Origin of the sequence: uncultured Aquimarina sp. (assembly GCF_947492115.1) — a bacterium.
In the GTDB taxonomy this organism is placed as follows: Bacteria; Bacteroidota; Bacteroidia; order Flavobacteriales; family Flavobacteriaceae; genus Aquimarina.
Genome location: NZ_CANLMM010000009.1, coordinates 79,628 through 103,871, shown reverse-complemented (window position 1 = coordinate 103,871; position 24,244 = coordinate 79,628). Strand labels below are relative to the sequence as shown.

Annotated in this window: 24 protein-coding genes; 6 read left to right on the top strand and 18 right to left on the bottom strand. The window is 32.7% G+C overall.

Translation table 11 applies throughout. The annotated features are described in order from the left end of the window. Positions 1-9 precede the first annotated feature (9 nt). Positions 10-939, bottom strand: a complete 930-nt coding sequence (locus Q1A73_RS21220) for a PfkB family carbohydrate kinase (RefSeq protein ID WP_299609874.1) — start codon at positions 937-939, stop codon at positions 10-12. A gap of 272 nt (positions 940-1,211) precedes the next feature. Here Q1A73_RS21220 and Q1A73_RS21215 point away from each other — a divergent pair, with 272 nt between their 5' ends. Next, the gene (locus Q1A73_RS21215; RefSeq protein WP_299609871.1) at positions 1,212-2,270 is read left to right on the top strand and encodes a carbohydrate-binding protein; all 1,059 of its coding nucleotides are present in this window, start codon (positions 1,212-1,214) and stop codon (positions 2,268-2,270) included. A gap of 103 nt (positions 2,271-2,373) precedes the next feature. Here the strand turns inward: Q1A73_RS21215 and Q1A73_RS21210 are convergent, their stop codons facing one another. The 3 genes from Q1A73_RS21210 to Q1A73_RS21200 form a co-directional block, all read right to left on the bottom strand. Further along, positions 2,374-2,988, bottom strand: coding sequence for an START domain-containing protein (locus tag Q1A73_RS21210; protein WP_299609870.1), 615 nt, complete (start codon positions 2,986-2,988; stop codon positions 2,374-2,376). 96 nt (positions 2,989-3,084) lie between these two features. Further along, on the bottom strand, positions 3,085-3,720 hold the full coding sequence (locus tag Q1A73_RS21205) for a ribonuclease H family protein (protein WP_299609868.1): 636 nt from the start codon (positions 3,718-3,720) through the stop codon (positions 3,085-3,087). A 43-nt stretch (positions 3,721-3,763) separates the two neighbouring features. Beyond that, a complete protein-coding gene (locus Q1A73_RS21200; RefSeq protein ID WP_299609867.1) occupies positions 3,764-4,342 on the bottom strand; it encodes a phosphoribosylglycinamide formyltransferase in 579 nt (192 codons plus the stop codon). Positions 4,343-4,521: 179 nt separating this feature from the next. Here Q1A73_RS21200 and Q1A73_RS21195 point away from each other — a divergent pair, with 179 nt between their 5' ends. From Q1A73_RS21195 to pyk, 5 genes are all read left to right on the top strand, one after another. Beyond that, positions 4,522-4,755, top strand: a complete 234-nt coding sequence (locus tag Q1A73_RS21195; protein WP_027394586.1) for an acyl carrier protein — start codon at positions 4,522-4,524, stop codon at positions 4,753-4,755. A gap of 18 nt (positions 4,756-4,773) precedes the next feature. Then, positions 4,774-6,027, top strand: a complete 1,254-nt coding sequence (gene fabF, locus Q1A73_RS21190; RefSeq protein WP_299609865.1) for a beta-ketoacyl-ACP synthase II — start codon at positions 4,774-4,776, stop codon at positions 6,025-6,027. Positions 6,028-6,029: 2 nt separating this feature from the next. Then, positions 6,030-6,767, top strand: a complete 738-nt coding sequence (gene rnc / locus Q1A73_RS21185; RefSeq protein WP_299609863.1) for a ribonuclease III — start codon at positions 6,030-6,032, stop codon at positions 6,765-6,767. Between the two features lie 198 nt (positions 6,768-6,965). After that, positions 6,966-7,460: an IPExxxVDY family protein gene (locus Q1A73_RS21180; RefSeq protein ID WP_299609862.1), complete on the top strand. Its 495-nt coding sequence runs from the start codon at positions 6,966-6,968 to the stop codon at positions 7,458-7,460. Beyond that, on the top strand, positions 7,460-8,887 hold the full coding sequence (gene pyk, locus Q1A73_RS21175; RefSeq protein WP_299609859.1) for a pyruvate kinase: 1,428 nt from the start codon (positions 7,460-7,462) through the stop codon (positions 8,885-8,887). The genes Q1A73_RS21180 and pyk overlap by 1 nt, the downstream gene beginning before the upstream one ends. A gap of 70 nt (positions 8,888-8,957) precedes the next feature. Here pyk and Q1A73_RS21170 read toward each other — a convergent pair whose 3' ends face one another. From Q1A73_RS21170 to Q1A73_RS21105, 14 genes are all read right to left on the bottom strand, one after another. Beyond that, positions 8,958-9,368, bottom strand: a complete 411-nt coding sequence (locus tag Q1A73_RS21170; RefSeq protein WP_299609858.1) for a response regulator — start codon at positions 9,366-9,368, stop codon at positions 8,958-8,960. Positions 9,369-9,387: 19 nt separating this feature from the next. Beyond that, the gene (locus Q1A73_RS21165; RefSeq protein WP_299609855.1) at positions 9,388-10,839 is read right to left on the bottom strand and encodes a PAS domain-containing protein; all 1,452 of its coding nucleotides are present in this window, start codon (positions 10,837-10,839) and stop codon (positions 9,388-9,390) included. A gap of 43 nt (positions 10,840-10,882) precedes the next feature. Beyond that, positions 10,883-11,278: a DUF2721 domain-containing protein gene (locus Q1A73_RS21160; RefSeq protein ID WP_299609852.1), complete on the bottom strand. Its 396-nt coding sequence runs from the start codon at positions 11,276-11,278 to the stop codon at positions 10,883-10,885. Between the two features lie 26 nt (positions 11,279-11,304). After that, the gene (locus Q1A73_RS21155) at positions 11,305-11,643 is read right to left on the bottom strand and encodes a zinc-ribbon domain-containing protein (protein WP_299609850.1); all 339 of its coding nucleotides are present in this window, start codon (positions 11,641-11,643) and stop codon (positions 11,305-11,307) included. A gap of 122 nt (positions 11,644-11,765) precedes the next feature. Beyond that, a complete protein-coding gene (locus Q1A73_RS21150; protein WP_299609847.1) occupies positions 11,766-12,332 on the bottom strand; it encodes a hypothetical protein in 567 nt (188 codons plus the stop codon). A gap of 125 nt (positions 12,333-12,457) precedes the next feature. Then, positions 12,458-12,982 (bottom strand): hypothetical protein, encoded by a 525-nt coding sequence (locus Q1A73_RS21145; RefSeq protein WP_299609845.1) that lies wholly within the window; start codon positions 12,980-12,982, stop codon positions 12,458-12,460. A 122-nt stretch (positions 12,983-13,104) separates the two neighbouring features. After that, on the bottom strand, positions 13,105-13,650 hold the full coding sequence (locus Q1A73_RS21140) for an SIMPL domain-containing protein (protein WP_299609842.1): 546 nt from the start codon (positions 13,648-13,650) through the stop codon (positions 13,105-13,107). Positions 13,651-13,755: 105 nt separating this feature from the next. Next, entirely contained in the window at positions 13,756-14,286 is a 531-nt protein-coding gene (locus tag Q1A73_RS21135) for a hypothetical protein (protein WP_299609839.1), read from the bottom strand. Positions 14,287-14,321: 35 nt separating this feature from the next. Then, on the bottom strand, positions 14,322-15,347 hold the full coding sequence (locus Q1A73_RS21130; RefSeq protein WP_299609838.1) for a kelch repeat-containing protein: 1,026 nt from the start codon (positions 15,345-15,347) through the stop codon (positions 14,322-14,324). Positions 15,348-15,439: 92 nt separating this feature from the next. Then, the gene (locus tag Q1A73_RS21125) at positions 15,440-15,931 is read right to left on the bottom strand and encodes a hypothetical protein (RefSeq protein ID WP_299609834.1); all 492 of its coding nucleotides are present in this window, start codon (positions 15,929-15,931) and stop codon (positions 15,440-15,442) included. Between the two features lie 28 nt (positions 15,932-15,959). Next, positions 15,960-17,264 carry a hypothetical protein gene (locus Q1A73_RS21120; protein ID WP_299609832.1) on the bottom strand — a complete coding sequence of 435 codons (1,305 nt, stop codon included), beginning with the start codon at positions 17,262-17,264 and terminating at the stop codon, positions 15,960-15,962. Between the two features lie 310 nt (positions 17,265-17,574). Continuing rightward, a complete protein-coding gene (locus tag Q1A73_RS21115; RefSeq protein ID WP_299609830.1) occupies positions 17,575-18,840 on the bottom strand; it encodes a helix-turn-helix domain-containing protein in 1,266 nt (421 codons plus the stop codon). Positions 18,841-19,035: 195 nt separating this feature from the next. Then, positions 19,036-22,944: a hybrid sensor histidine kinase/response regulator transcription factor gene (locus Q1A73_RS21110; RefSeq protein WP_299609827.1), complete on the bottom strand. Its 3,909-nt coding sequence runs from the start codon at positions 22,942-22,944 to the stop codon at positions 19,036-19,038. Between the two features lie 81 nt (positions 22,945-23,025). Beyond that, positions 23,026-24,156, bottom strand: a complete 1,131-nt coding sequence (locus Q1A73_RS21105; protein ID WP_299609825.1) for a helix-turn-helix domain-containing protein — start codon at positions 24,154-24,156, stop codon at positions 23,026-23,028. Between the last annotated feature and the right edge of the window lie 88 nt (positions 24,157-24,244).

The following is a 24,244-nucleotide window of genomic DNA, read 5'->3' as shown; positions in this document are numbered from 1 at the left end:
TATTGTAAACTATGATAATTCTATTTCGAATTGTGTTAGCTCTTTAAATTGTTTAAGTCGCTTTTGAACTTCGTCCCTTTCCAAATTTTCCATTCTTTCTGTTCCAAATTTCTCTACACAGAACGATGCTAAATTGGATGCGTGAATAATCGCATTTTTCATATTCTCGAAAGAAAGGTTTCCTGTTTTGGTTAAATACCCTGCAAAACCTCCTGCAAAAGTATCACCTGCTCCTGTAGGATCAAAAACCTCTTCTAATGGCAATGCTGGTGCAAAGAAAATTTGGTCTTTATGAAATAATAAAGCCCCATGTTCTCCTTTTTTAATCACCACATATTTAGGACCCATTTTTTCTATTGCTCTTGCAGCTTTTACCAAAGAGTACTCTCCGCTTAATTGCCTTGCTTCCTCATCATTTATGGTAATAACATCTACTTTAGAAATAACTTTATGCAAGTCATTTATAAAAGCATCCTCCATCCAAAAATTCATAGTATCTAAAATAGCCAACTTAGGCTTCTCCTTAAACTGTTCTAAAACACTAAGCTGTACCAACGGATTTAAATTTCCTAATACTACAATCTCCGCATCCTTATAATTTTCTGGAACCACTGGTTGAAAATCTGCTAATACATTTAGTTGAGTCTCTAATGTATCTCTCGAATTCAAATCATTATGATATTTACCACTCCAGAAAAAAGTTTTACCTCCTTCTACGATTTCTATTGCAGATGTATCAATATTTTTCGCTTCTAATGTTTTAAAATAATCCTTAGGAAAGTCTTCTCCAACCACAGAAACTATTGCAGATGGAATGTTAAAGTTGGAAGCAGAAAGTGCAATGTACGGAGCAGCTCCGCCCAATATCTTATCTGTTTTGCCAAAAGGTGTCTCAATAGCATCAAAAGCAACGGAACCTACAATAAGTAATTTACTCATAAAATAGCTTAATAATTTTTTGCAAATATACGCTTTACTTTTTACTAAAAACTTTAAAACGATTACTTAGATATTATGTCCTTTTTTATCCAACTAAAAGCTTTGTATAAACCTTTTTTATGTTACATTGCGGCTCATATTTATTTTGAATAGTTTTTGTGGATATGCCATAATGATTTTATGTTAAAAACTTCTTTTCTTTCAAAAAAACTTGGATTCCTACTAAAATAATGTTAAATTTGTCATAACTTTAACATAAACTCAACATAATTATGAAAAAAAGTAAGATAGCTAGACTTGCGCTAGCTGCCCTAATCTCCTTTTCTCTAACCAATTGTGACAAGGACACAGAAGATGTATTAGAGACGAACGAAATCGACTTTTCAAAATCTGCACACGTATGTATTGCTAAATGGGATGCTCCTAACGGTGCTAAAGCTACAAGTGTAAAGGCTAAACAATGGGAACCTGGACAAACTATCCGTGTAAAATTCTTAAATGGAAATAGTTTTGTACAATCCAAAGTAAGACAGTATGCGGTTGAATGGGAAAAGTACGCTAATTTAAAATTCCAATGGGTTACCTCTGGAAGTGCCAATATAAAAATTGCTTTTAGAGAAGGGCAATATGCCGATGAAGCTGGTTCTTGGTCATACCTAGGAACAGATTCTAATAGTTATGCACATAGTATGCACTTTGGATGGTTTAACGACAATACTACTGATACCGAATTTAGAAGAACAACTATTCATGAGTTTGGTCATGCTTTAGGTTTAATCCATGAACACCAAAACCCAGTTGCTGGAATTAACTGGGATAAAGATGCTGTATATGCATATTATGCTGGTGCTCCTAATTATTGGTCGCAAGCACAAGTAGACAACAATCTTTTTAGACGTTATGATGCTAGTATCAGTAATTATAGCGAATATGATCCATTATCAATTATGCATTATCCAATTCCTGCAGAACATACTCTAGATAGAGTTGCAGTTGGATCTAACACACAGTTATCTGCAACTGATAAGGCATTTATTGGAACAATTTATCCATTTCCAGATTCTGGAGATATCTGCGCAGGTGTAGCTCCTTATAACGGAAACACTTCATATGCTACAGGAGATAAAGTAACTTATAACGGTACACTTTACCAAAGAACTAGTACTGGGTGGAGTAATCTTGGTGAATGTGGTAGCTCGGATCCTTGTGACGGTGTAGCTCCTTATAACGGAAACACATCATATTCTGTTGGTGACCAAGTAACTTATAACGGAACTCTTTATCAAAGAACTAGCACTGGATGGAGTAATCTAGGACCTTGCGGTGCTTAATAAATAAAAAATAATTCATACAAAAGCTCTAGATACAGATCTAGAGCTTTTTTTTATATCAAGTTTACGTTCGAAATGTAATTCTAATTTAAACGTTGATTCTTCAAGAATTTAGATTTTCTAAGGTACTTCTAAGATTTTTAAAAGTTCTAAAAGGTCCAAGTACTAATAATGAATTCGTAATAAAGGAAGGTAAAGTACCTTCAGGATTTACATAAAGTTGTTGAGTGACTTGAACATAACCATTTTTCTCTTCTAATAGCCAATGTCCAACCAATTCCTGCACTCTAAGTGTATTTTTCACCTCTGGAACCTCTGTTGATGCAGATCTAATGCTTAATTCTACTTTATTATTAGAAATCTTATTCAATTTTAATTTAGAAACCACGTCCCTATCCGTTATAGGCCAAGGAAAATCATTCTTTACATAAAAAATATAGTCTTTATTGTCAGATACCTTAACCAAATGACTAACTCCATCTTCGCAGTTGTGATTATACCGTGGAGCTGTTAACAACTCTTGTATTACCTTGTCCAAGGAAGTTTTAATAGATGTTATCGCTTTATATTCTTTATATCGGCTATCTTCATAATTTCTAACCCATATTTTTATTCCTTCACTATCCTTAGAAAGACTCCATCCATCCTGACTCCATATGGTTAGCGGAATCAAAATGAGTAAAAAGAAAGATATATTTTTGATATTTATTTTTTTCATTTCTAAGTCATTAGGTTCAATACTCGATAATGATTTAGTAGAAAAAAAATAAATTGAATTACAAAAGGGTCTTGTTAAAGTACGTTAAATAGGAGTTTATTTCCTTCCAAAATCTGCTGGAATCTCACCCCAAGCTTTTGTTTCCCATTTAACAATTTTGGTTGTATACGTGTTTTCTTTAAGCCATATGATCGCCCGATCAACTAAATCAAACATTTGCTTATTTTTAGAACTTCTCTTTAGTTTGGTCTTGCAGGTTTTTTGTTTTACCCAACCCATCGCTATTTTAGAATCCGTATATAAAATCCGATCACTCCCTTTCTTTTTAAGGTATGCAAGACCGTGCACTAACGCCAAAAACTCACCTATGTTATTTGTCCCCTGAGGAAAAGGGCCTTGATGAAAAAGCTGTTTTTCTGTCTGAGTATCTACACCTCTGTATTCCATTTTACCAGGATTCCCGCTTGAAGCTGCGTCAACCGCAATAGAATATAAATTAGGCTCTCCAATTTTTGATAATTGTTCTGGAGTTAAAGAAGATTTTGGTTTGCTCTTTCCTCTATAATCCTCATAATTTCCATTGTACGCTTTTTTGGCCAGGTCAAAAGATTCAAAAGATTTATATTTCGCATTTGCATATCCTTTTACGGCAGCTTTACAATCATCCCATTTGTTATAAATTCCAGGCTTGTGTCCTTCCCAAACGACATAAAACTTTTCCTTTTTGGCCATGTTTCTAATAACTATAAATATACTTTTAAATTAAAACTGATTATCAGATTTCATCTCTTAAACCTAAAACCTTTTCTATAACGACAGGAAAGTATTTATATTCTAAAGTATGGATAGCCTTTGCCAAATCCTCAGCAGTATCTTTTTCGCTTATAGCAGTTTCTGCCTGAAAAATAATTCCACCCTCATCGTAGTGTTCATTTACAAAATGAATGGTAATACCACTCTCTTTTTCCCTGTTTCTAATAACCGCTTCGTGTACATGGTTTCCATACATCCCTTTTCCTCCGTATTTTGGAAGTAATGCGGGATGGATATTAATCACTTTATCTGGGAAAACATCAATGATCTTTTTAGGAAATATCCATAAAAAACCTGCCAAGACAATGATATCTGGTTCGGCATCTTTTAGCACATTTAATACATCATTAGAACCATAAAATGACTCTTTGTCAAAGTGTAACGCCTTTACTTTAAGGTCATGAGCTCGTTTTAAAACTTTGGCACGCAGGTTGTTAGAGAACACATGTGTTACCTCTGCATTCTTGCGTTCTTGAAAGTACTTAATAATATTTTCGGCATTGGTACCGGAACCGGAAGCAAAAATTATGATACGCTTCATAGCAATAGAGTGTTAGTTTAGAGAGCACAAAAAAAATAATTATTATCCATTTTTAGGCAGCAAAAAGCCAATACTTCCATATATTTGATAAATTACAAATACATTTTTAGAGGATTATGGGGTTTTAAAATAAAGTTTTTTATTTTTGCGACCTAATTAAAAAATTAAAATTAAACATTATGTCAGACATTGCATCAAGAGTAAAAGCGATAATCGTTGACAAATTAGGAGTAGACGAAAATGAGGTTGTAACTGAGGCTAGCTTCACAAATGACCTAGGCGCTGATTCGTTAGACACTGTAGAGTTGATTATGGAATTCGAAAAAGAATTCGATATTCAAATTCCAGATGATCAAGCTGAAAACATTGCAACAGTTGGTCAAGCAATATCTTATATTGAAGACGCAAAGTAAATAACTTCACAACATTATATGAATCTTAAGCGAGTTGTAGTCACAGGACTAGGGGCATTAACGCCCATCGGTAACAATATTTCGGAGTATTGGGATGGTTTAGCAAACGGTAAAAGCGGATGCGCTCCTATTACTTATTTTGATACTGAAAATTTCAAGACTAAATTTGCTTGCGAAGTCAAAAATTACAATCCCACAGACTATTTTGATAGAAAAGACGCACGCAAATTAGATAAATTTGCGCAGTATGCTATTGTCGCTTCTGAAGAAGCTATAAAAGATGCTGCTATCGACCTTGAGAAGGTTGATAAATTCAGAGTGGGTGTTATCTGGGGTGCTGGTATAGGTGGATTAGAAACTTTTCAAGAAGAAGTTATTGGATATGCTAATGGAAATGGAACTCCTCGTTTCAATCCTTTCTTTATTCCAAAAATGATCGCCGATATAGCTCCAGGACATATTTCTATACGAAATGGTTTTATGGGACCAAACTATACTACGGTTTCAGCCTGCGCTTCATCTGCAAATTCAATGATAGATGCTTTAAACTATATTCGTTTGGGGCATTGTGATATCATTGTTACAGGAGGAAGTGAAGCAGCTGTAACAATTGCTGGTATGGGAGGATTTAATGCGATGCACGCACTTTCTACAAGAAATGAAAGTCCAGAGTCTGCTTCCAGACCTTTTGATGCAACCAGAGATGGTTTTGTATTAGGAGAAGGTGGTGGTGCTTTAATTCTTGAAGAATATGAACATGCAAAAGCAAGAGGTGCTAAAATCTATGCAGAAGTTGTAGGTGGTGGTATGTCTAGTGATGCATATCATATGACAGCTCCTCATCCTGATGGAATAGGAGTAGAGCGTGTAATGCTCAATTGTTTGAGAGATGCAGGTGTTCAACCGGAACAAGTAGATGCTATAAACACTCATGGAACATCCACACCATTAGGTGATGTTGCAGAATTAAAAGCAATTACTAAAGTATTTGGTGATCACGCACAGAACATTAATATAAATTCAACAAAATCTATGACTGGACATCTACTAGGTGCTGCAGGTGCTATCGAAGCAATTGCTTCTATACTTGCTATGCAAAATAGTTTGGTGCCTCCAACCATCAATCACACTACTGTGGATGAAAATATAGATCCTACGTTGAATTTGACCTTAAACAAAGCTCAAAAGCGTGACATTACATACGCTATGAGTAATACTTTTGGTTTCGGAGGTCATAACGCATGTGTGTTATTTAAAAAATTAGACGAATAATAATGAGTGTTATTCGCAACATACTAAATTCCCGCTCTGACAAGAACGGGAATTTTTTTTCTAAAATCCAAAACATATTGGGTTTTAAACCAAAAAGCATTGGGCCTTACGAAAAGGCTTTTACTCACAGGTCTTTAAATCTTAAAGACAAAAAGGGAAATGCAATAAACTATGAGCGTTTAGAATTCCTTGGTGACGCTATGCTAAGTAGTGTTATTGCTGCCCATTTATTTAAGGAGGTTCCAGAAGGAAACGAAGGATATCTTACCAAAATGCGCGCTAAAGTAGTAAGTAGGAAACACCTGAATGAACTAGGCAAAGATCTTAAGTTAATAGATCTTGTTCGTACTAATATTCCAAAATCTCAATTTGGTATTAATATCCACGGTAATCTCTTCGAAGCTTTAATTGGCGCCATTTATCTCGATCGAGGATTTGTTTATTGTGAACGTTTTATACATGAATCCGTTATTAATCCATATGTTGACATAGAAAGTTTAGAAGGACAAATAATTAGTTACAAAAGTTTACTTATAGAATGGTGTCAAAAAGTTAAAAAGAATTTTAACTATGAAATCTATGAAGATACTGGAAAAGACGAAATGAAACATTTTGCGGTAAAACTCTGGATAGACGATAAAGTAGTAGCAAAAGCCAGAGCAACTTCAAAGAAAAAAGCTGAAGAAAAAGCATCCAAGAGAGCTTATTTCGCATTTCAGTCAAAAATCAATTTCCCATAAAATCTAACTTTTCTTTAATTTCTGTTTTATTAAGCTGTTAATAGACTATTAAATTCTCATTTTATAGCAAGTTTGAGGTGTAGAATCCTAAAAGATACTAACTCAATCGTTTTCGTATAATATCTTTATCTTTTATTAAACTTCTAAGGAGATTTTATTTGTATATTTCTCGATAATTTTGGAAAAATGTAAATTCTAATGGCAATCCAAAGGCTGGTTTTAGACGATGTTATTGATGATGATTATGAGCTTATTGCCGTTCATAGTTCGATAGCTACCTACAGATTAGCTTTTATTTTAAATAAGCATCTAGACTTACGACTTTTCAGAAAAAAAGAAGATATAAATTTTGAACATGAGACACATACGGCAAGTTTTCCGATGTTTCAGTATCATGATCAATTTAGATATAATATGTATAGTCTGTTGGGAAATAAATTTAAAACAAAAATTAAGTCCGATACGATAGCAGCTGAAGGCTTATTTGCATCGACTGCTTCAGAAAGAGCTATTACAGAATATCTAATTCCTGAACTAAAAAATGTAGATTACTTTTTAAAGGTAGAAGCTGAAACTTCCCAATTTTCAAGTAAAGCTCTCATAGAAAATCTACTTACTATTCCACAAATTGTAACTGCTTACGCTGTGGATTATACTCAACTAAAATCAAAGAACAACTTAATATTTGAATAATGCCAAACTCCAAAAAAACTAAGATAGTGGCAACGCTTGGACCCGCTACAAGCACGAAAGATGTACTAAAAAAAATGCTAGAAGCTGGTGTAAACGTTTTTAGAATCAACTTTTCGCATGCTGATTATGAAGATGTAAAAGAGCGAGTAAAAATGATTCGTGACTTAAATGCCAAACATGGGTTTAATGCTGCTATTTTAGCAGATCTACAAGGTCCAAAATTACGAGTTGGTGTCATGAAAGGTGATATTATTGTTAATGATGGAGATCATATAAATTTTGTTACTGGAGAACCTTTTGAAGGAACTTCCGACAGCGTTTATATGAACTACGCGAACTTTCCAAAAGATGTAAAATCCGGAGAAAGAATTTTATTAGATGACGGTAAATTAATTTTTGAAGTTGTTTCTTCTAATAATAAGGATACAATAAAGGCAAAAGTAATTCAGGGAGGTCCTTTAAAGTCTAAAAAAGGAGTTAACTTACCTAATACGAATATCTCTTTACCTGCGCTTACAGAAAAGGACGTAAAAGATGCAATTTTTGCCTGTAGTCTAGAAGTAGATTGGATTGCATTATCATTTGTTAGACATGCTCAGGATCTTATAGAATTACAAGATCTTATTAAGGAACACAGCGAACATAAGATTCCTATCGTTGCAAAAATCGAAAAACCTGAAGGTGTAGAAAATATAGATAAGATTGTTGCTTATTGCGATGGTCTTATGGTTGCCAGAGGAGATCTAGGTGTAGAAATTCCTGCTCAAGAGGTTCCTTTAATTCAGAAAAAGTTAGTGCTTAGAGCTAAGACGGCTAGGATACCTGTTATTATAGCAACGCAGATGATGGAGACCATGATCGATAGTTTAACCCCAACTCGTGCAGAAGTAAATGATGTTGCCAACTCGGTAATGGATGGCGCTGATGCAGTTATGTTATCCGGAGAGACTTCGGTAGGTAAATATCCTGTACAAGTTATCGCTACTATGACTAAAATAATTAATAGTGTAGAAAACTCTGAGCTTATTCAGGTTCCTCAGGATCCTCCTCATATAAGAACTAATCGATTCATTACTAAATCTATTTGTTACCATGCAGCACATATGGCCAACGATATTAACGCCAAAGCTATCTGTACATTAACTAATAGTGGTTATACCGCTTTTCAGATTTCTGCCTGGAGACCAGGAGCTCATATTTTAGTATTTACCAGTAATAGAAGAATATTATCACAACTAAGTCTTCTTTGGGGCGTTAAAGCATTTTATTATGATAAATATGTAAGTACTGACGAAACAGTTCATGACGTTAATAATTTAGCATTAGAACGAGGTTTTGTAGAAAAAGGCGATATGCTTATCAATCTAGCAGCCATGCCTGTAATAGAAAAAGGAATGGTAAATACCTTAAGAGTATCACTTATGTAAAAGAACCTCTTTGCTATAGAAAGAAACAAAAAACGACTTCTGATGATTATAATTCAGAAGTCGTTTTATTTTAGGCTGAAGCATTAAAAATACCTTCCAGATCTTCTATAGTTATGGGTTTAATTAAGTAATCTTTTACGCCTTTGATTTCTTTTGCTTTATTAATATCCACTGGATTGATAGAAGAACTCACAATATACAGGGTGATCACTTTACCAAACTTATTCTTTATCCCACAAAATTGTTCTAAAAACTGCCATCCATCCATTACTGGCATATTAAGATCAAGAAAAATTATTTCTGGAAGATTTTCCTCATCCATATTACTTAAGATAGCTTCAAAATAGCTTAATGCTTCTTTGCCATTCTCAAAAACTAATAAGTTTTTGCAAAGGTGTTTTGCTTCAATTATTCGTTTTACCAAATTTACATAGACACTATCATCATCGATGATACATGCTATTCCTATTTTATCGCCCATTTTATAAGAATTGTGTGTTTTAAAATTTTATAGTAAATGTCGTTCCTTCATTTACCTCACTATCAACTGTGATAGTTCCATCCAAAGATTCTACTTGATTTTTGGTCATAAACAACCCAATACCCACTGCATCTTTATTATAGTGGAACGTCTTGTACATACCAAATACTTTATCCTTAAAAAGAGTCAAATCAATCCCTCTTCCGTTATCAGAAACTTTTAAGTACGCGTTTCCATTCTCGTTATATGTTTTAATAACAATCACAGGATCACGTTCTGGATGCTTATACTTTATTGCGTTAGTAATCAAATTCAGCAAAATACTTTCTAAATACGCTGGTATGTAATTTATTTGTTCAACTTCGGTAAAATCTGGTCGAATCTGGCAATTACTGTTACTAATCATATGACTAATTCCATTAACTACTAACTTTAGTGCCTCATTAAAGTATACAGCAACTCGTTCTTGTTTATTGTTTGTTTGTATCGTAACCACCTCATTTAGGTGTTCTATAGTAGTATTTAGATTATCAGAAATTGTCTTTACTTCCTTAATGAGCCCTTCTTTCTCTTTAGGGTCTTCTATATCTTCTATGAGTTGAACTAATAATGATAAGTTGCTTGTATGAGATCTAAGATTATGAGAAACAATATGCGCGAAGTTAAAGAGTCTAGAATTCTGAGCGGCTATAATATCTACCGATTTCTGTAAACTTATTTCCTTTCTTTTGATTTCATCTATATCCTGAAAAACACCTCGAATACCAATTATTTCTTTCCCTTCATTGTAAATTGGTTTCCCGATTGCTCTTGCCCAAAACTCTCTTTTATTAGCAGTGACCATTTTTATTTCTGTATTAAAAGGAGTTCCCATCATAGCGCAATTAAAAAAACAATCCGCCGCTAATTGTCTATGATCTTCGGTATAATAATCCGCAGAATCTTTTAAAGATGGTTTATAATCTTCTGGGTATTCTAAAATACGATAGGTCTCAAAATCCCAGTAACTTTCTCTTTTCTGAAAATCCACATACCAACTCCCTGTAGAAGTCATCTGTGCAGTCTCTTTATAATAAAAGTTATCCTTTTTTATCGTTCGGTCAGGCTCTATGTTAGTTTCGAAAAAAAATAAAAACTGTACCCCTGCTTTTATGTTCACAGGTAATTCGTCATTCGTAGCACATCGAAAAAATAGATACTGTCCATTTTTGTTACGAATCTTAATGTGCTGTTTAAAATTGGTGTTATTATTTCTGTAGTTAAGAAAATTGTCTCTAAATAAAGCTACATCTTCTTCGTGAATAAGTTTCGATATAAAATAATCAAAATCAGACTTCACATCTTCCTTGGAATACCCTAAAACTTCATAAAATTTATCCGACCAATTTTCTCTATACGGATCCTTCAGCAATTGCCAATAACCCGTATTGAAATCTTGCATTACGTTATTAAAAAGTTCATTCTGGAGCATGCGAGGTTGGTTAAAACAAATATGTCTAACAAGATAAGAATTTCTAGTTATTTTCCTCTATTCTGTCTAACCTTATTGATAATGCTTTGGTGGAAATTTGCACTTCTATAAAAGATAAAAAAAGTGAAATCATAAGTGCAAAAAGACTGATGCCAAATATTAAATTTGCTAAACTGTTTTTCTCAACATATAACAAAAACATTGTAATTACACTCGTAAGAAAGCTAATAATTGCTATGGCTTGCATATTTCTTATCAGCCATAATCGCTTTCGTAAATTCTTAATCTGTAATCCTGTATTCTTAGATCTGGAATCTAAATATTCCTTATGCAATTGTCTTATCAATGCTGCGATTGCAAGATACCTAGCATTATACGCTAGCATCGTGAGAGAAATTGCAGGAAAAAGTAATGCTGGAATACCCATCGTAAGTGTCATAACCAAATATTTTAGACACTAAGGTACTAACTTTCTAGTTGTACTGATATCGCGGCGCAAACAATTGTAATTATTAATATGCCTAAACCTGCATATTGCCACAGTGGGCCTTTTGCTTTATTTTTTAATAGATTATACTCTTTTCTTATTGACAAAGGCATTTCTTTGGTATAAAGAACATTTTTACAATGTTGACACTGAGACAATCCCTTTTTTCCTATTGGGAATAATGGAATCCAGAAAATATGCGCATGTCTTCTATAAACACTTAAAACTAAAGATCCTTGTGTTCCGCAATTTGGACAAACGGAAATTTCTGATCTTTCTGATTTTAGGTGTACTGATTTGCTTCCGTAAATTATCATCTTCTTCTTTTTTTGGTGTTTAATTCATAAAAAGGAAATACAGTTTGTTCGGATGGTCTTAGAGATAATACAAAATTCCCCAAAGTTGAACTTTAGGAAATTTTGTATCATAATCTTTTTGTTTATTTTATATCAAAAAGAGCAGTTATTTCCTCGTATGACATTTTCTCAAAATCTTGAGCTGACCTTCCTGCTGTTTGTCCTCCAGGAATAATTATATATCTAAAATCATTGAAGAATGTAAATAGATTAGTGCCGCTGTCAGTTGTACTAGCTTCGACTTGTAATGAAGCTCCACCTGTAGTATCCAATAGCCTCAATAGATAATATTCATTTTGAGATGCCAATAAATAAGGTAATTGATATATCTCATAATCAGTATCATTTCCATTTCTTCCGTATACTAATACCACATCAGATGCAAGATTAAATTCTGAACTGCTAAGTACATCTAATCCTTGAAAATTTGATTGTTGAGCACCATCTAACACAAAGTCTCTAGCAATCCAGTCTGAGTAAATAACATTTGCCGTTCCTGTATCTCCTTGATCGCCTTGCGGCCCTTGATCTCCTTGTTCTCCTTGTGGTCCCTGTTCACCTTGCGGCCCTACAGCTCCATCTTCGCCTTCACAGGAAATAACACTTGCAGATAGTAATATAACTAATACACATCCCATTAAATTTTTCATTGCTTTCATTTTAAAAAAGTATTTTAAGTTAATGGTACAAACTTAATTAGGTGTCGTTTTAAGGATGTCCGAAATATTTGAAATTCAATAAATTCGGACGTTTTTAAGGGTAAACACCTAAGATATTATTGATATGATTCTCTACAAGAAATCAACTGTTTTAAAGCAGTATCTAATTGATATTTCTTCCACAACGGTATATCTTTTTCTATGGTCAAAGGGTTTTGCTCAGACTTGATATATTCTTTTATAGAAACCACAACAGGGTCATTGTTATCTTCAATTTTAAGTATAGATTTTCCGCCAGGAGTACTATAATTTCCTTCATACTCATAACAAAATACAATAACACTATCTCCTTCTTTAACATCTACATCAGCAAAACAATCTGATATGACATAGTTTTGTTCATGATACGAGCTGTTTGTGGACTCTATAGAAGTAAGAACCTCATCCACTCTTATTACTCCTTTCCGAGCTGTGTAGTGAGGTTGTTCTGTTTTATTATAGATCTTATCCACTGTCCCTAAAAAAACCAAGCTATATTTTTCACCACAATTTCCAATAAACGGACCACTTTGTGGCCACCAATATGTATATCCAATCTTTAGGGTATCTTTTAAATTAACCTCCTTTGAAGCTGATAGCACTATATTCTTTTTAGGCTCTCTTTTAGATTTTTTGTTTTCACACTGAATAAAAAGAAATGATAAGCAAAAAACGCACGCTAGAACCTTGATCAACTTCATTTTTTGATATATAGCTAAAAATATCATTTAAGAGAAAAAGTTACCGTAACATAATACTTTATTGGTGTTTTTATTGCCATCGAATTAAAATATTTCTGTTTATTATTATGGTTTTCAATTTTAATAATCTCTCCAATATTTCCCCCAATATTCTCAGCAATTTTAGTGGCTGAATTTCTGGCATCATCAATAGCATCTTTACTCAGTTTTCCCATTTCTTCATGGGCCATTTCTTTAGATATAATATCAACTTTTGTATTTGTAACGCCTTCCATACTCTGACTCAAAACCAATTTTACTTCATCTAAAGAGGTAGTTTTATAAAAATAAAACCTAGATGTGTTATAGCTATATGATGTAATCCGATACAGCTCATCCTCTTCAAAACGACTAAAATCGATATTTACTTTACTTAATGAAGCTGCAAATTCTTTAGCTACATCATCTACTGTTTTTCCTTTTATATTTCTGTAACTATCTCCAACGATCTCTCTGAATTCTACATTTACAATATACTCGTTAATCTCAGGTTGCATATTAGTTTCTCCTATTACTGTTATTGAATTCATCTTTTGTGCATTTAGAATAGTTTGACATACAAGAAGAACAAGTATTGTTATTTTAATAGATCTCATAATTTTCGATTTAAGTTTTTCCTTTATTTTTAAGTTTTTTTATGGCGTAACAGTTTCTTCAACACACCATTCTTCATATAAATTCATATGTTGCTGTATAAAGCTTGAAGTTCCAAATTGCAAGGGACAATGTGCTATATTTTGATCATCATTAACTTGAAGTTCAACCCTATTTCCAAGACCAATTGTTCCTAATAAACTACCTGTTTGCACTTGATCTCCTTTTGAAATAGTAACCTCAACAACGTGATCATATATAATAAGCCAAGTAGCATTATTACTTGGTTTTATCCATATTTCAAAATCATCAATAGTTGGGTTTCTTCTAACATCTGCTACAATTTCTTCTGAAACCGATACCACTGGTATATCTGATTGATTACCAAAATATTCAATCGCTGGATTTTGCTGAGTAGGGGTAAGAAACTGTCCAAATGGAATGAATGAACTAACTTGCGCTATCGGTATTGGAGGAATCGTAAATAATGGTGGTGTACTGTCTAATAAAAAATTGTCATTTCTACAGCCTATTACCGTTATCAAAACTATTAAAATCTTTATCGATTTCATATTATCGCTTAACTTACTTACTTCGCAATAAAACACTATTCATATCCCCAAATATCATCATAATAAACAGCTCCATTTTGTAGACTAAAACCGTTTAGAATCCATAATTTGTTTGTATTGTAAACCGAAGTATGATAGCCTCTGGATGGAAAATTTTTCTTAACGTTTATCTTCTCCCAAACCATTCCATCTTGACTAAACCAAATGTCATCATAATAGTCATTTTGTGGTCCTATACCACCCGTTAACCACATTCCTGTTTTATTAAAAGTTATTGCATGATTCCTTCTAGGAGAAAATGGAATATTTACGCTGGCTAAATTCCATTGAAATCCATTTGTAGAGTACCAAACATCATTAAGGTAATTTCCACTATCATCATGTCCTCCGATGACCCATATTTTATTATCATATACTACTGTAGCATGTCCATAGCGCCTTCCAAATGGAGCCAGATTGGTTATCAGGTTCCATTGTATACCATCACTACTAGTCCATACATCTCCTTTTACATCAAAATTATCACTTAACCCACCAATCAAAAACATTCTATTTTCTAGGCTGGCTAATGTATGCCATCTACGAGCAGAAAAAGGAGCGTTTTTTTGTGACTGCATCCAATCTTTTCCGTTTTTACTAAACCACACATCATTCAAATATTTATTTCCCTGTGTACCTCCTGCAATCCACATCTTATTATCAGCAACGGTCATCGCATGTCCGTAGCGAACTGAAAATGGTGCGCTTGGGGTAACTTCTTCCCAATCTTTGCCATCCTTACTACACCAAACATCATTATAAGTAAATTGATTTTGTACGCCACCAATCACCCACATTTTATTATCAAAAATAGTAGAGGTATGAGCTGCTCTTCCTCCATAAGGAGTTTCTCCATTTACCACAGTATTTGAAAAGCTAGGCTGATCAGTAGTTACAACTTTTTCTGAAGAAACTAAAGAATGGGGCTCATTGGTAAAATCTTCTTTTAATTCACAACTACAAACTGCAAAAAACACTACCAATAGTCTTAAGAAACCTTTGATTCTAAATTCATTTCTCATATCACACATTATTAAAATATCTGATCAAAAATAAACCCAGGTCTTATTTTAGGTGTCCGAGAAGTTTGAATTTCAAAGAATTCGGATATTATTTAGTTCTTGTCATGGTAGGCTTTCTTTTTTAACCACACGTTGATTTTCATTTTATTGACCAAATCTTTACGCTGCCAAATCGGATTCTCGACACAAAGGCTTTGACAGTGTTTCCGTTTGATCTGTACAGTTTTACTCTCGAAACCTTCTCTGTTTTTGACTTGTGTGTCTTTTATGGTTATAAATTTTCCATGTAAATTTTGAGCATTTTCAACAAATTTTAGCACATAATAATCATGATATGAAGGGAACTTTCTTAAACCAGGATGATTTGTTATTACCTCATCAATTTTTTGTGTAACTATAAATTTATTCTTTACATATTCTACTCCCTTAGCATCTGTAATATTAATTGTCAAACCATGAATTTTTTCTCCTGTTCTAATATCACGAACATCTATTATTATAATTGAAGACATATCCGAGAAACAATGTTGTGCCTGAGATCGACAAACACCTATGAATACCATACATAGCATTACATATTTCATTTTAAAAAGGTTTAATCTCTAAAAAAACTTAGTTCTTCCAGCTTTTTACAACATAGATAAGAATGATTATCAAAACTGGAATTATAAAATAAATCGCGATAGGTATTCTTGATGTATTAGTGTTTTTTTCGGTTTGTTTTATTTCAGTAATCACATCTCCTTTACTTGCTATAGCTTCATTTAACACGAGAGTGTCTTTGGGAAGGTTTTTTAGAGTGTCTGATGTCTTAGGTCTATACTTATGATAATGACTTTCTACTTTTTCGGTTGGAGTACTTGCTTCTTGTTTTATTTTTCCTACCGAAGGTTTTTTGTAATACTTTTTCGAAAACTCAACCTCTGGGTTTTTTCTATTGGTTATCCATCCTATTTCAGCCTTACGTATTTCTTCATAATACTTTTCTCCTTCTGCAATTTCTTCTTTTAATGATTTTTCTAAAGCATCGATCGTAAATCGACTTCCTCCTTTTTTGGTGTATTGATAATAAAGTGTAAGTGCAATTTTTTGATCATATAATGACTTTGTGGCTTTCTCTTTACTGTGATAGGACGCCTTAAAATACGCTCTCGCAGCTAACTGTCTTGCTCCCTTTTTCCAACCATCGGCCATTAATAAATCTCCGAGTGATTCTAGCAAAACAGGTGAGTCGTAATTCCCAAACTTCATCATCCCCATAATTCCTTTAATTGCTTTTTGAAGCTCTTTATTGGGTAGTGATTTACTTTTTAAATTATCTCCACTTTTGTTATAGTATTTGTTACTTAAAAAAGAATAAAAATTATTAAAAGTCTTTATCGGAAATGTTCCTCTTGAAGTATCAAATCCTTGAGATAACGGTAATATGACTTTTCCATTTTTCATTTTACTTTGTACATATTCCACAAGATATTTTTGATAGATCTCTCTCCCAAAGTGAGCATCTGGATTTATAGCAATTGCCTTATCTATATATTCAATTCCCTTTTCTAATTGACCATTATGAATATAAAAAGTACCAAGATTAGCATATGTTGTATAATTATTTGGAGCAATCTTATCCTTCTTTAGAATAATCTGAATTGCTTTAGAGTCATTTCCAATTTTAGAATAAGCAACTGCAAGATCATCGTATAATTCTAGGCTATCTGGAAACCTTTTAAGCTTTTCTTCTCTGTCTGCTATTCTCCATCGATAAAACTCTGGAGAATGCCTCAAAAATTTTCCAGATATTAACTCGATTACATTAGGAAATTGCATTCTTTCCATTTCGACAGTGTCGTAATCCCAGAAACAAGAATATCCAAAGAAACTAGTAGACAAGGAACAAATCACAAATAATATAAATCTTCTCATATGCAAACCTTATTATTTTCTTAGGTTAAATAATCTTGTAATCATCGCTTAAATTATTATCCTCTAATTTAAAAAAGGACCCTCAATAAAAATAACTAGAATATTTAATGAGGATCCTATAGTAATGAAAAGCGATTGGACAAAAAAACCTGTCATTACAAACTGCTTTTGCACAAAAAATAACCTAGCACTAATTAATACCATCTCTACTGGTATAAAAATGCATGTTATCTATTAACCAAACTAAAAATAATTCTTGCTATAGAATATAATGTCCGGAAAGTTTGACTTTCAAAAAAACGGGACACTTTTAACCATTCTTTCTATAATCGCTTGGTGATATACCGGTAAGCTTTTTAAACGCACTGTAAAATGTAGACTTCGAATTAAATCCAGATTCTAGTGCTATTCCTATAATTGTATAGTTTATAAAATTATGATTTCTCAATTTCGCTTTTGCATCTTCAACTCTGAAAGTATTGATATAATCTGCAAAATTTTTCCCAGTCAATTTATTTACCAGCTGAGACAAATAATTACTGCTAATTTTTAACTTTTTAGCTACACTGTCTAATCCTAGATGAGGATCTTGATATATCTTAGCTTCTCTCATTAAAAATTCCAATTCTTTATAATAAATATTATCATCAGTAATTCTACAAGAAGTATTGTTACTGCATATTTGTTTTAGTTTTTTCTCAGTAAGCTTGGCAATAAGGTGAAATAAAAATACGTGATCATCTGTAAAATAGTCTCGTTCAGAATGTTCAGAATCCAAAATGCCAACAATAGCACCATCAATAAAAATCGGAACCGATAATTCTGATAAACGCGAAACATCATCTACTATATATGTGTCATTTGTTCTAAGATCATCAATTCGTAGGTAATTTTTGGATTTTGCAACGGCGCCAACGATACCATCTCCTACTTTTATTTTTATAGGGCTAACAATTTTCTTTTCGCCGTTATTTTTATTTCCAAAAGCAGCTTTTTGAATCAGGTATTCTTTTTCTTTATCGAGCATATAAATCACACAATCTTCTAGATGAAGGTGAGCGATACAATTTTCTACAATATCCCAAAGAACATCATTTACATTATTTTTTTCAAAAAGAGAGGTAGCAAAGTAACTTAATACGGATATAGTTTGGATCGGTGCTCTTTCTAATATATTACTGTCAAAGTCTAAAAATACTTCTTCAAGATATGGTATGCTTGTTATTTCTTTCTTAGATTCTGGCTCTTCTTGTTTCCTTGGCGCATCATTCGCTTTTCTTCTTGACTTTACTACGGAAGTTTCGTAGTAACTGTGAAACGGTGATGTAGTTCTTTTTTTCGGCGAACTAAATTCTCTATTTATGTTTTGTAAGGCAAAGAGAGAGATGTAACGAACTCTAAACAACCAAAATATCACAAAAGAGATCAAACTAATTATGGTATAGATAATTATAGTAAAATCTAACTCTCCGATATTATCTTTCGATATTCTAGTAATTATAAGTAAGAGTAATACCCAAATTGATCCATGAATCGAATTAACAATCCTGTTGTTTTTGTTTTCCTGAATATTCATAACCTTGTTTTTTTGTCCATTACAAAACATGATCTTGACTTTAGTAGACACTAAAAATCAATACATCTTATTTTGTCACTTTAATTATATCAACCAAGGTAAAACGAGATTAAAAAATTGTATTGCACTATGGTTACATAGACTTGTACTCTGGTTACATCTAGCTCAGAAACACTATAAACAAAGGGATTCTAACTATTTATTTCTAAATTCTGAAGGTGGTTTTCCAAACTCTTCTACATATACTCGTGTAAAATATGCGGGATCTTTGAAACCCGTTTGGTATGCAATCTCGGATATAGATAGTTCATTTCTTAATACGAATTCATGTGCTTTTTGCAAACGAATTTTTCTTATGAACTTGGTTGGTGGTAACCCAGTCAAATTTTTGATTTTTCTAAATAAATGAACTCTACTAATGTGTAATCTTTCTGCTAATCGAGGCACCCCAAATTCGTCATTATCCAATTCCTCTTCAATAATCTGCATAACATCTTTCATAAAATGATCAATCTTTTCATTTTCTGATGTTATCATTGTGTCACCACTTTGGTATTTTTCCTGTAGTTTTTTTCGTGTTTTGATCAGGTTGTCAACCCTGATCATTAATTCGCTTCTATCAAAGGGTTTTGTTAAGTATGCATCGGCTCCAATTTTCAGACCTTCTAACTGATTCGACTGCCCAGATTTTGCGGTCAATAAAATAAAAGGAATGTGATTGGTTGCTAGATCATTTCTGATTTCAGTTCCTAATCTAATTCCATCCCATTCTGGCATCATTACGTCAGATATTACGAGATCAGGAATATGTTTTTTGCATAGCTCCCAGGCAATAAGTCCATTTTCTGCTTCTATAATTGTAAAATCTGGAGATAAACAAAAATGAACATATGATCTTACCTCTTTATGATCTTCGGCTATAAGCACCATAGGTTTATCAGGATCCATAATAAAATCATCTGTTTGCTCTATGATTTTATTGCTTTCGGGAACTAAATCTAAAGGCGCAGTTATTCTAAAAGAAGTTCCTTTGTCTTTTTTACTATCCACTGTAATTGTTCCTTTTAACAATTGAATTAATTCCCTTGTCAGTGTAAGTCCTAACCCAACACCTTTTGGGTCTTCGGTGTTTTCTTTAGAGAAAGGATCAAATAATTTAGAAAGAAACTGTTTATCAATTCCAATTCCTGTATCCCTTATATCAATTGTAACCGTATTATTATTTTTATCAATATTTATATCTAAAGAAACAGTTCCATTAATGCGATTGTACTTAATAGCATTAGAAATTAGATTAGAGCTAATCTTTCTCCATTTATCTTCATCAAAAGATGCAAAAACAGATTCATCTGAACTTGTAAATTTTAACGCAATACTTTTCTGATCAGCTAATGAGGCAAATGAGTTAAAAAGGTACTTTTGGAAAGCTACAAAATCTCCATCACTCACATGAATCTCCAACTGATTGTCTTGCATTTGAGCAATTTCTAAAATCTTTTGAACTTGATTAGATAGATGATGGGTTTGATTTTCAATCTGAGAGAGATGTCCATTGGTATTCTTTTCTGAAGAATTAGTCAGTTTCTCTCTAATTTGATCAGTTGCCCCTAAAATTACTGTAAGCGGTGTTCTAAATTCATGAGCAATCTGATTGAACCACCGGGTTTTAGATTGAGATAAGTCTTTTACAAACTCTTTCTCTGTTTCGGCAATTTTTCTTCTTAATTGTATTTTATAAAATGCAAAAACGATTAAGAATAATAAAAAACTATATAGCAAATAAGCAAGGTTCGTTTTATACCATGGCGGTATTACTGATAATTCAACACTATCTCCTATTTCCCAAGCATCATCTATATCAAATGCCTTAACCTTTAGAGTATACTTCCCTTTTGGTAAATAAGATAGTGTAACAGTTCCATCAGATTGAATGGGAAGCCAATCCTGATGAAATCCTTCTAGCCAAAATTGATATCTAACATTTTGTGATCTTTCGAAGGTTAAAGCCCGAAAATCAAATGTAATACTCTGATCTTCTGGATATACTTTAATTTCATTATCAACTAATCCTTGTTTTTTAGGAAACTTAGATACTATAGTTGTATCGGATCTGAATTTCGTATACGATAACCAGGCTAGGTTTGGTTTTTTTTCAGTTGAAAAAGTCAACTGATCGGGATTGAAATATTGAATACCTCCTTCACTTCCCATCCAAACATAACCTTGTTCATCCACGTATGCAAAACCTAAAAGCATAGAGTTATCATACAGTCCATCTTGTGTGTCATATGTTTTAAATATATCTTTATCTGGATCATAAGAGATGATTCCATTACTTATACTACTTAACCATATCACACCACTCTTATCGCTAGTAACGTTTAAAATTTTATCATTAGACATTTTACCACTTCGCAAAAACCTTTTAAACTCTCCGGTTTTTGGATCCAAGCAATTAAGGCCTCCATCAGTTCCTATCCAAAGGAATCCCTTTTGATCCTGATGAATAGATTGAATTAAATTAGAGCTTATACTTTTTGGGTCATTTATATCATGTCCATATCGTATAAACTTAACTTTACTGTTTTTTGTAATCTTACTTGCATCTGAAAATTTTAATATTCCTTTCCCTATACTTCCTAACCAAATATTATCTTGATTATCCGGATACAACTCAATTATTCCTGTATTGTTTTCGAAGACAGGAATACCAAAATACTCTTGGCTTTTAAGATCATAAATAATGATATTATCCCATTGACCTATCCACAACCTTTGATTCTTATCTTCAGTAATTTTCCAACTAACACTTAACGGAAATTTTAAATCTGATAAATAAATTGGTATGGTATTTTCGTTGTTCGGATTTATTTTTAATAAAGCTGTTTGATCTTTGTCGTCTCTTCCTAAAGCATATAAAAATTCATCACTAGCACAAATTATAGTATTTACGGTACTTTTTTGAATTTTTTTAGGAGGATTGGAAGGGTCTTTATCCCAAGAATAAATACCATCACCTAGTGCAAACCATATTTTATTACCACATTCTACAACTTGCCTCACCTGCCCTAAAGTTCCTAAAAAAGGATGCCTAAAAGGCTTATGAGGTATTAATTGAAATGCTCCTAAATTGGTACCAATCCAAAAATTGTCTTCTCTATCTTGGAATATACAATTTGCCTTAATCTTTTTAGAAGATTTAATATTTAGCAATTCTTGCAAAGGCATTACCACTTGATGCTTAAAATCTGGAGAAAACTTATAGATTTTATCTCCTCCGTTTACCCAAACATATCCTTTTTTATCTTTAAAAATAAAAGGACGTTCTCTCACACTGGTTCTATATTCAGATTCGAAGCCTAATTTTTGAAGGTTCCAAATCGTATCGGATTTCCTCGCTATAAATAGTTCTTTATTAGAATATAATAAGAAACTATCTTTAGAAATAGCAGAGATATTTTTATATCTGTCATTCGGTAAATTTTGTTTAAAAACTGTATCGCCATCAACGACAAATATTTCTTTGGATATCTGTGTAAGTATATATTTTGATCCATCTTCAGCAATACTAATATTCGAAGAACTTTTATCATAAAATCTTCTTACTGTACTATCTTTTAAATAATAACGGTATATCCCTGCGGTAGAAGAAATCCATAGATTTTCTTTAGCATCCTTTACTATATTGTTTACAATAGAAATATCATCATCTAATGTATCCTTAGGGATAAAAAGAGAATCAAAATGTTCCTCATATAAATTCACGACATTCACTCCTCCACCAAGAGTTCCTAGATACAACTTATCATCACCTTTTAACTGAGTGATGCATCGAACCCAATTAGCTCTTAACGCCTTTGCATCTCCTGGAACGTAGGTAAATAACTTAAATCTTTTGCCGTCAAAACGATTTAATCCATATTGAGTAGCAAACCACATAAAACCATCATCATCCTGATAAATATCTGAAACCCAATTATTCGACAGACCATTAAAATGTGTATAAGGTTTCACATGATAGGTTCCCTCTACTTGCGCAGTAATAACTATGCTAAAAATTAGAAAACAAGCATTTAATAATATGATTTTATATAGGTACTTCATCAGGGTTTTTACGTGAAAAAAATTACTGCAGATCTATAATTATCAATCTCTTAGTGTAAAAGAACAACTTTTTTTACAAAATTATTCAGTTTCTAATGCTGTTGCCCTGTATTCTTTAGGAGAAATGCCTGTATATTTTTTAAAAGCAGAATAAAATGTTGACTTAGAGTTAAATCCAGAATCTAAACCAATTGCAAGTACAGTATAATTGGAGAATTTTGGGTTTTTGAGTTTAGATTTGGCATCTTCTACTCGAAACTTGTTTACATAATCTACAAAACTAGAACCATTCAATTTAGCAATCATTTGAGAAAGATACTTACTACTAACTTTTAGCATTTTTGATATCCCTTCTAATCCTAAACTTGCATCTCTGTATATCTTGGCTTCCTTCATTAAAAAATGAAGTTCTTTAAAATATACATCGTCATTAGTAATGTTTGATGTGTTTTTTATATCAATCTGGGCAAGTTTTTTTGCCGTTAACTTAGCAATTAGCTGAAAGAGTAATATATGATGTTCATTAAAAAAACCTTCTTGCGAATGTTCTGAATCTAGCACTCCGACCACCTTATCATCAATTTTTATTGGAACTGCTAGTTCAGAATTACGACTAATATCATCAACAACATACCGATCGTCATAATTTACATTATAGATACACTCATACTCTCCAGATTGTGCCACTTGTCCAACGATTCCTTGACCCAACGAAATTTCGATCGGACTTAATATGGTTCGCCCTCCTTTATCCTTATTACCGTAAGCTGCTTTTTGGATCAGAACTTTTCTCGAATTATCTAATATATATATCACGCAATCTTCTAAATGTAGATGAGAAATACAGTTCTCCACAATATCCCAGAGAACATCATCTAGATTATTTTTATCAAATAAAGAGGTGGAAAAATAACTGAGTATACCTGTTATTTGAGATGGCTTATCATAATGAATTAATTCTAATTCTTCTTCAGAAAAAATGTGGTTTAATCCAGACATCCTAAAATTCTGGATAGCTTTTTGCACAGCTTCAGATTCTTCAGAGTTCTTAGACTTAGATTTTTCTTTAGGATTGCTAGCTCCTATAAGTGTATCTATAAAGGAGCTTGTTTTTTTATTTTTTTGATATCTATATAACCACCAACATGCTAAAACAAAAGCTGCTAAGCATACAAAAATAATTGTTGCATTATATAGTAGGTTCGTGTTCATTATGTTGGTTAATAAACGTTTATACATAGAGACAAAAACAAATTACCTTCTATGTATATGTGAATATAAATCCTCTACCTAATAAATG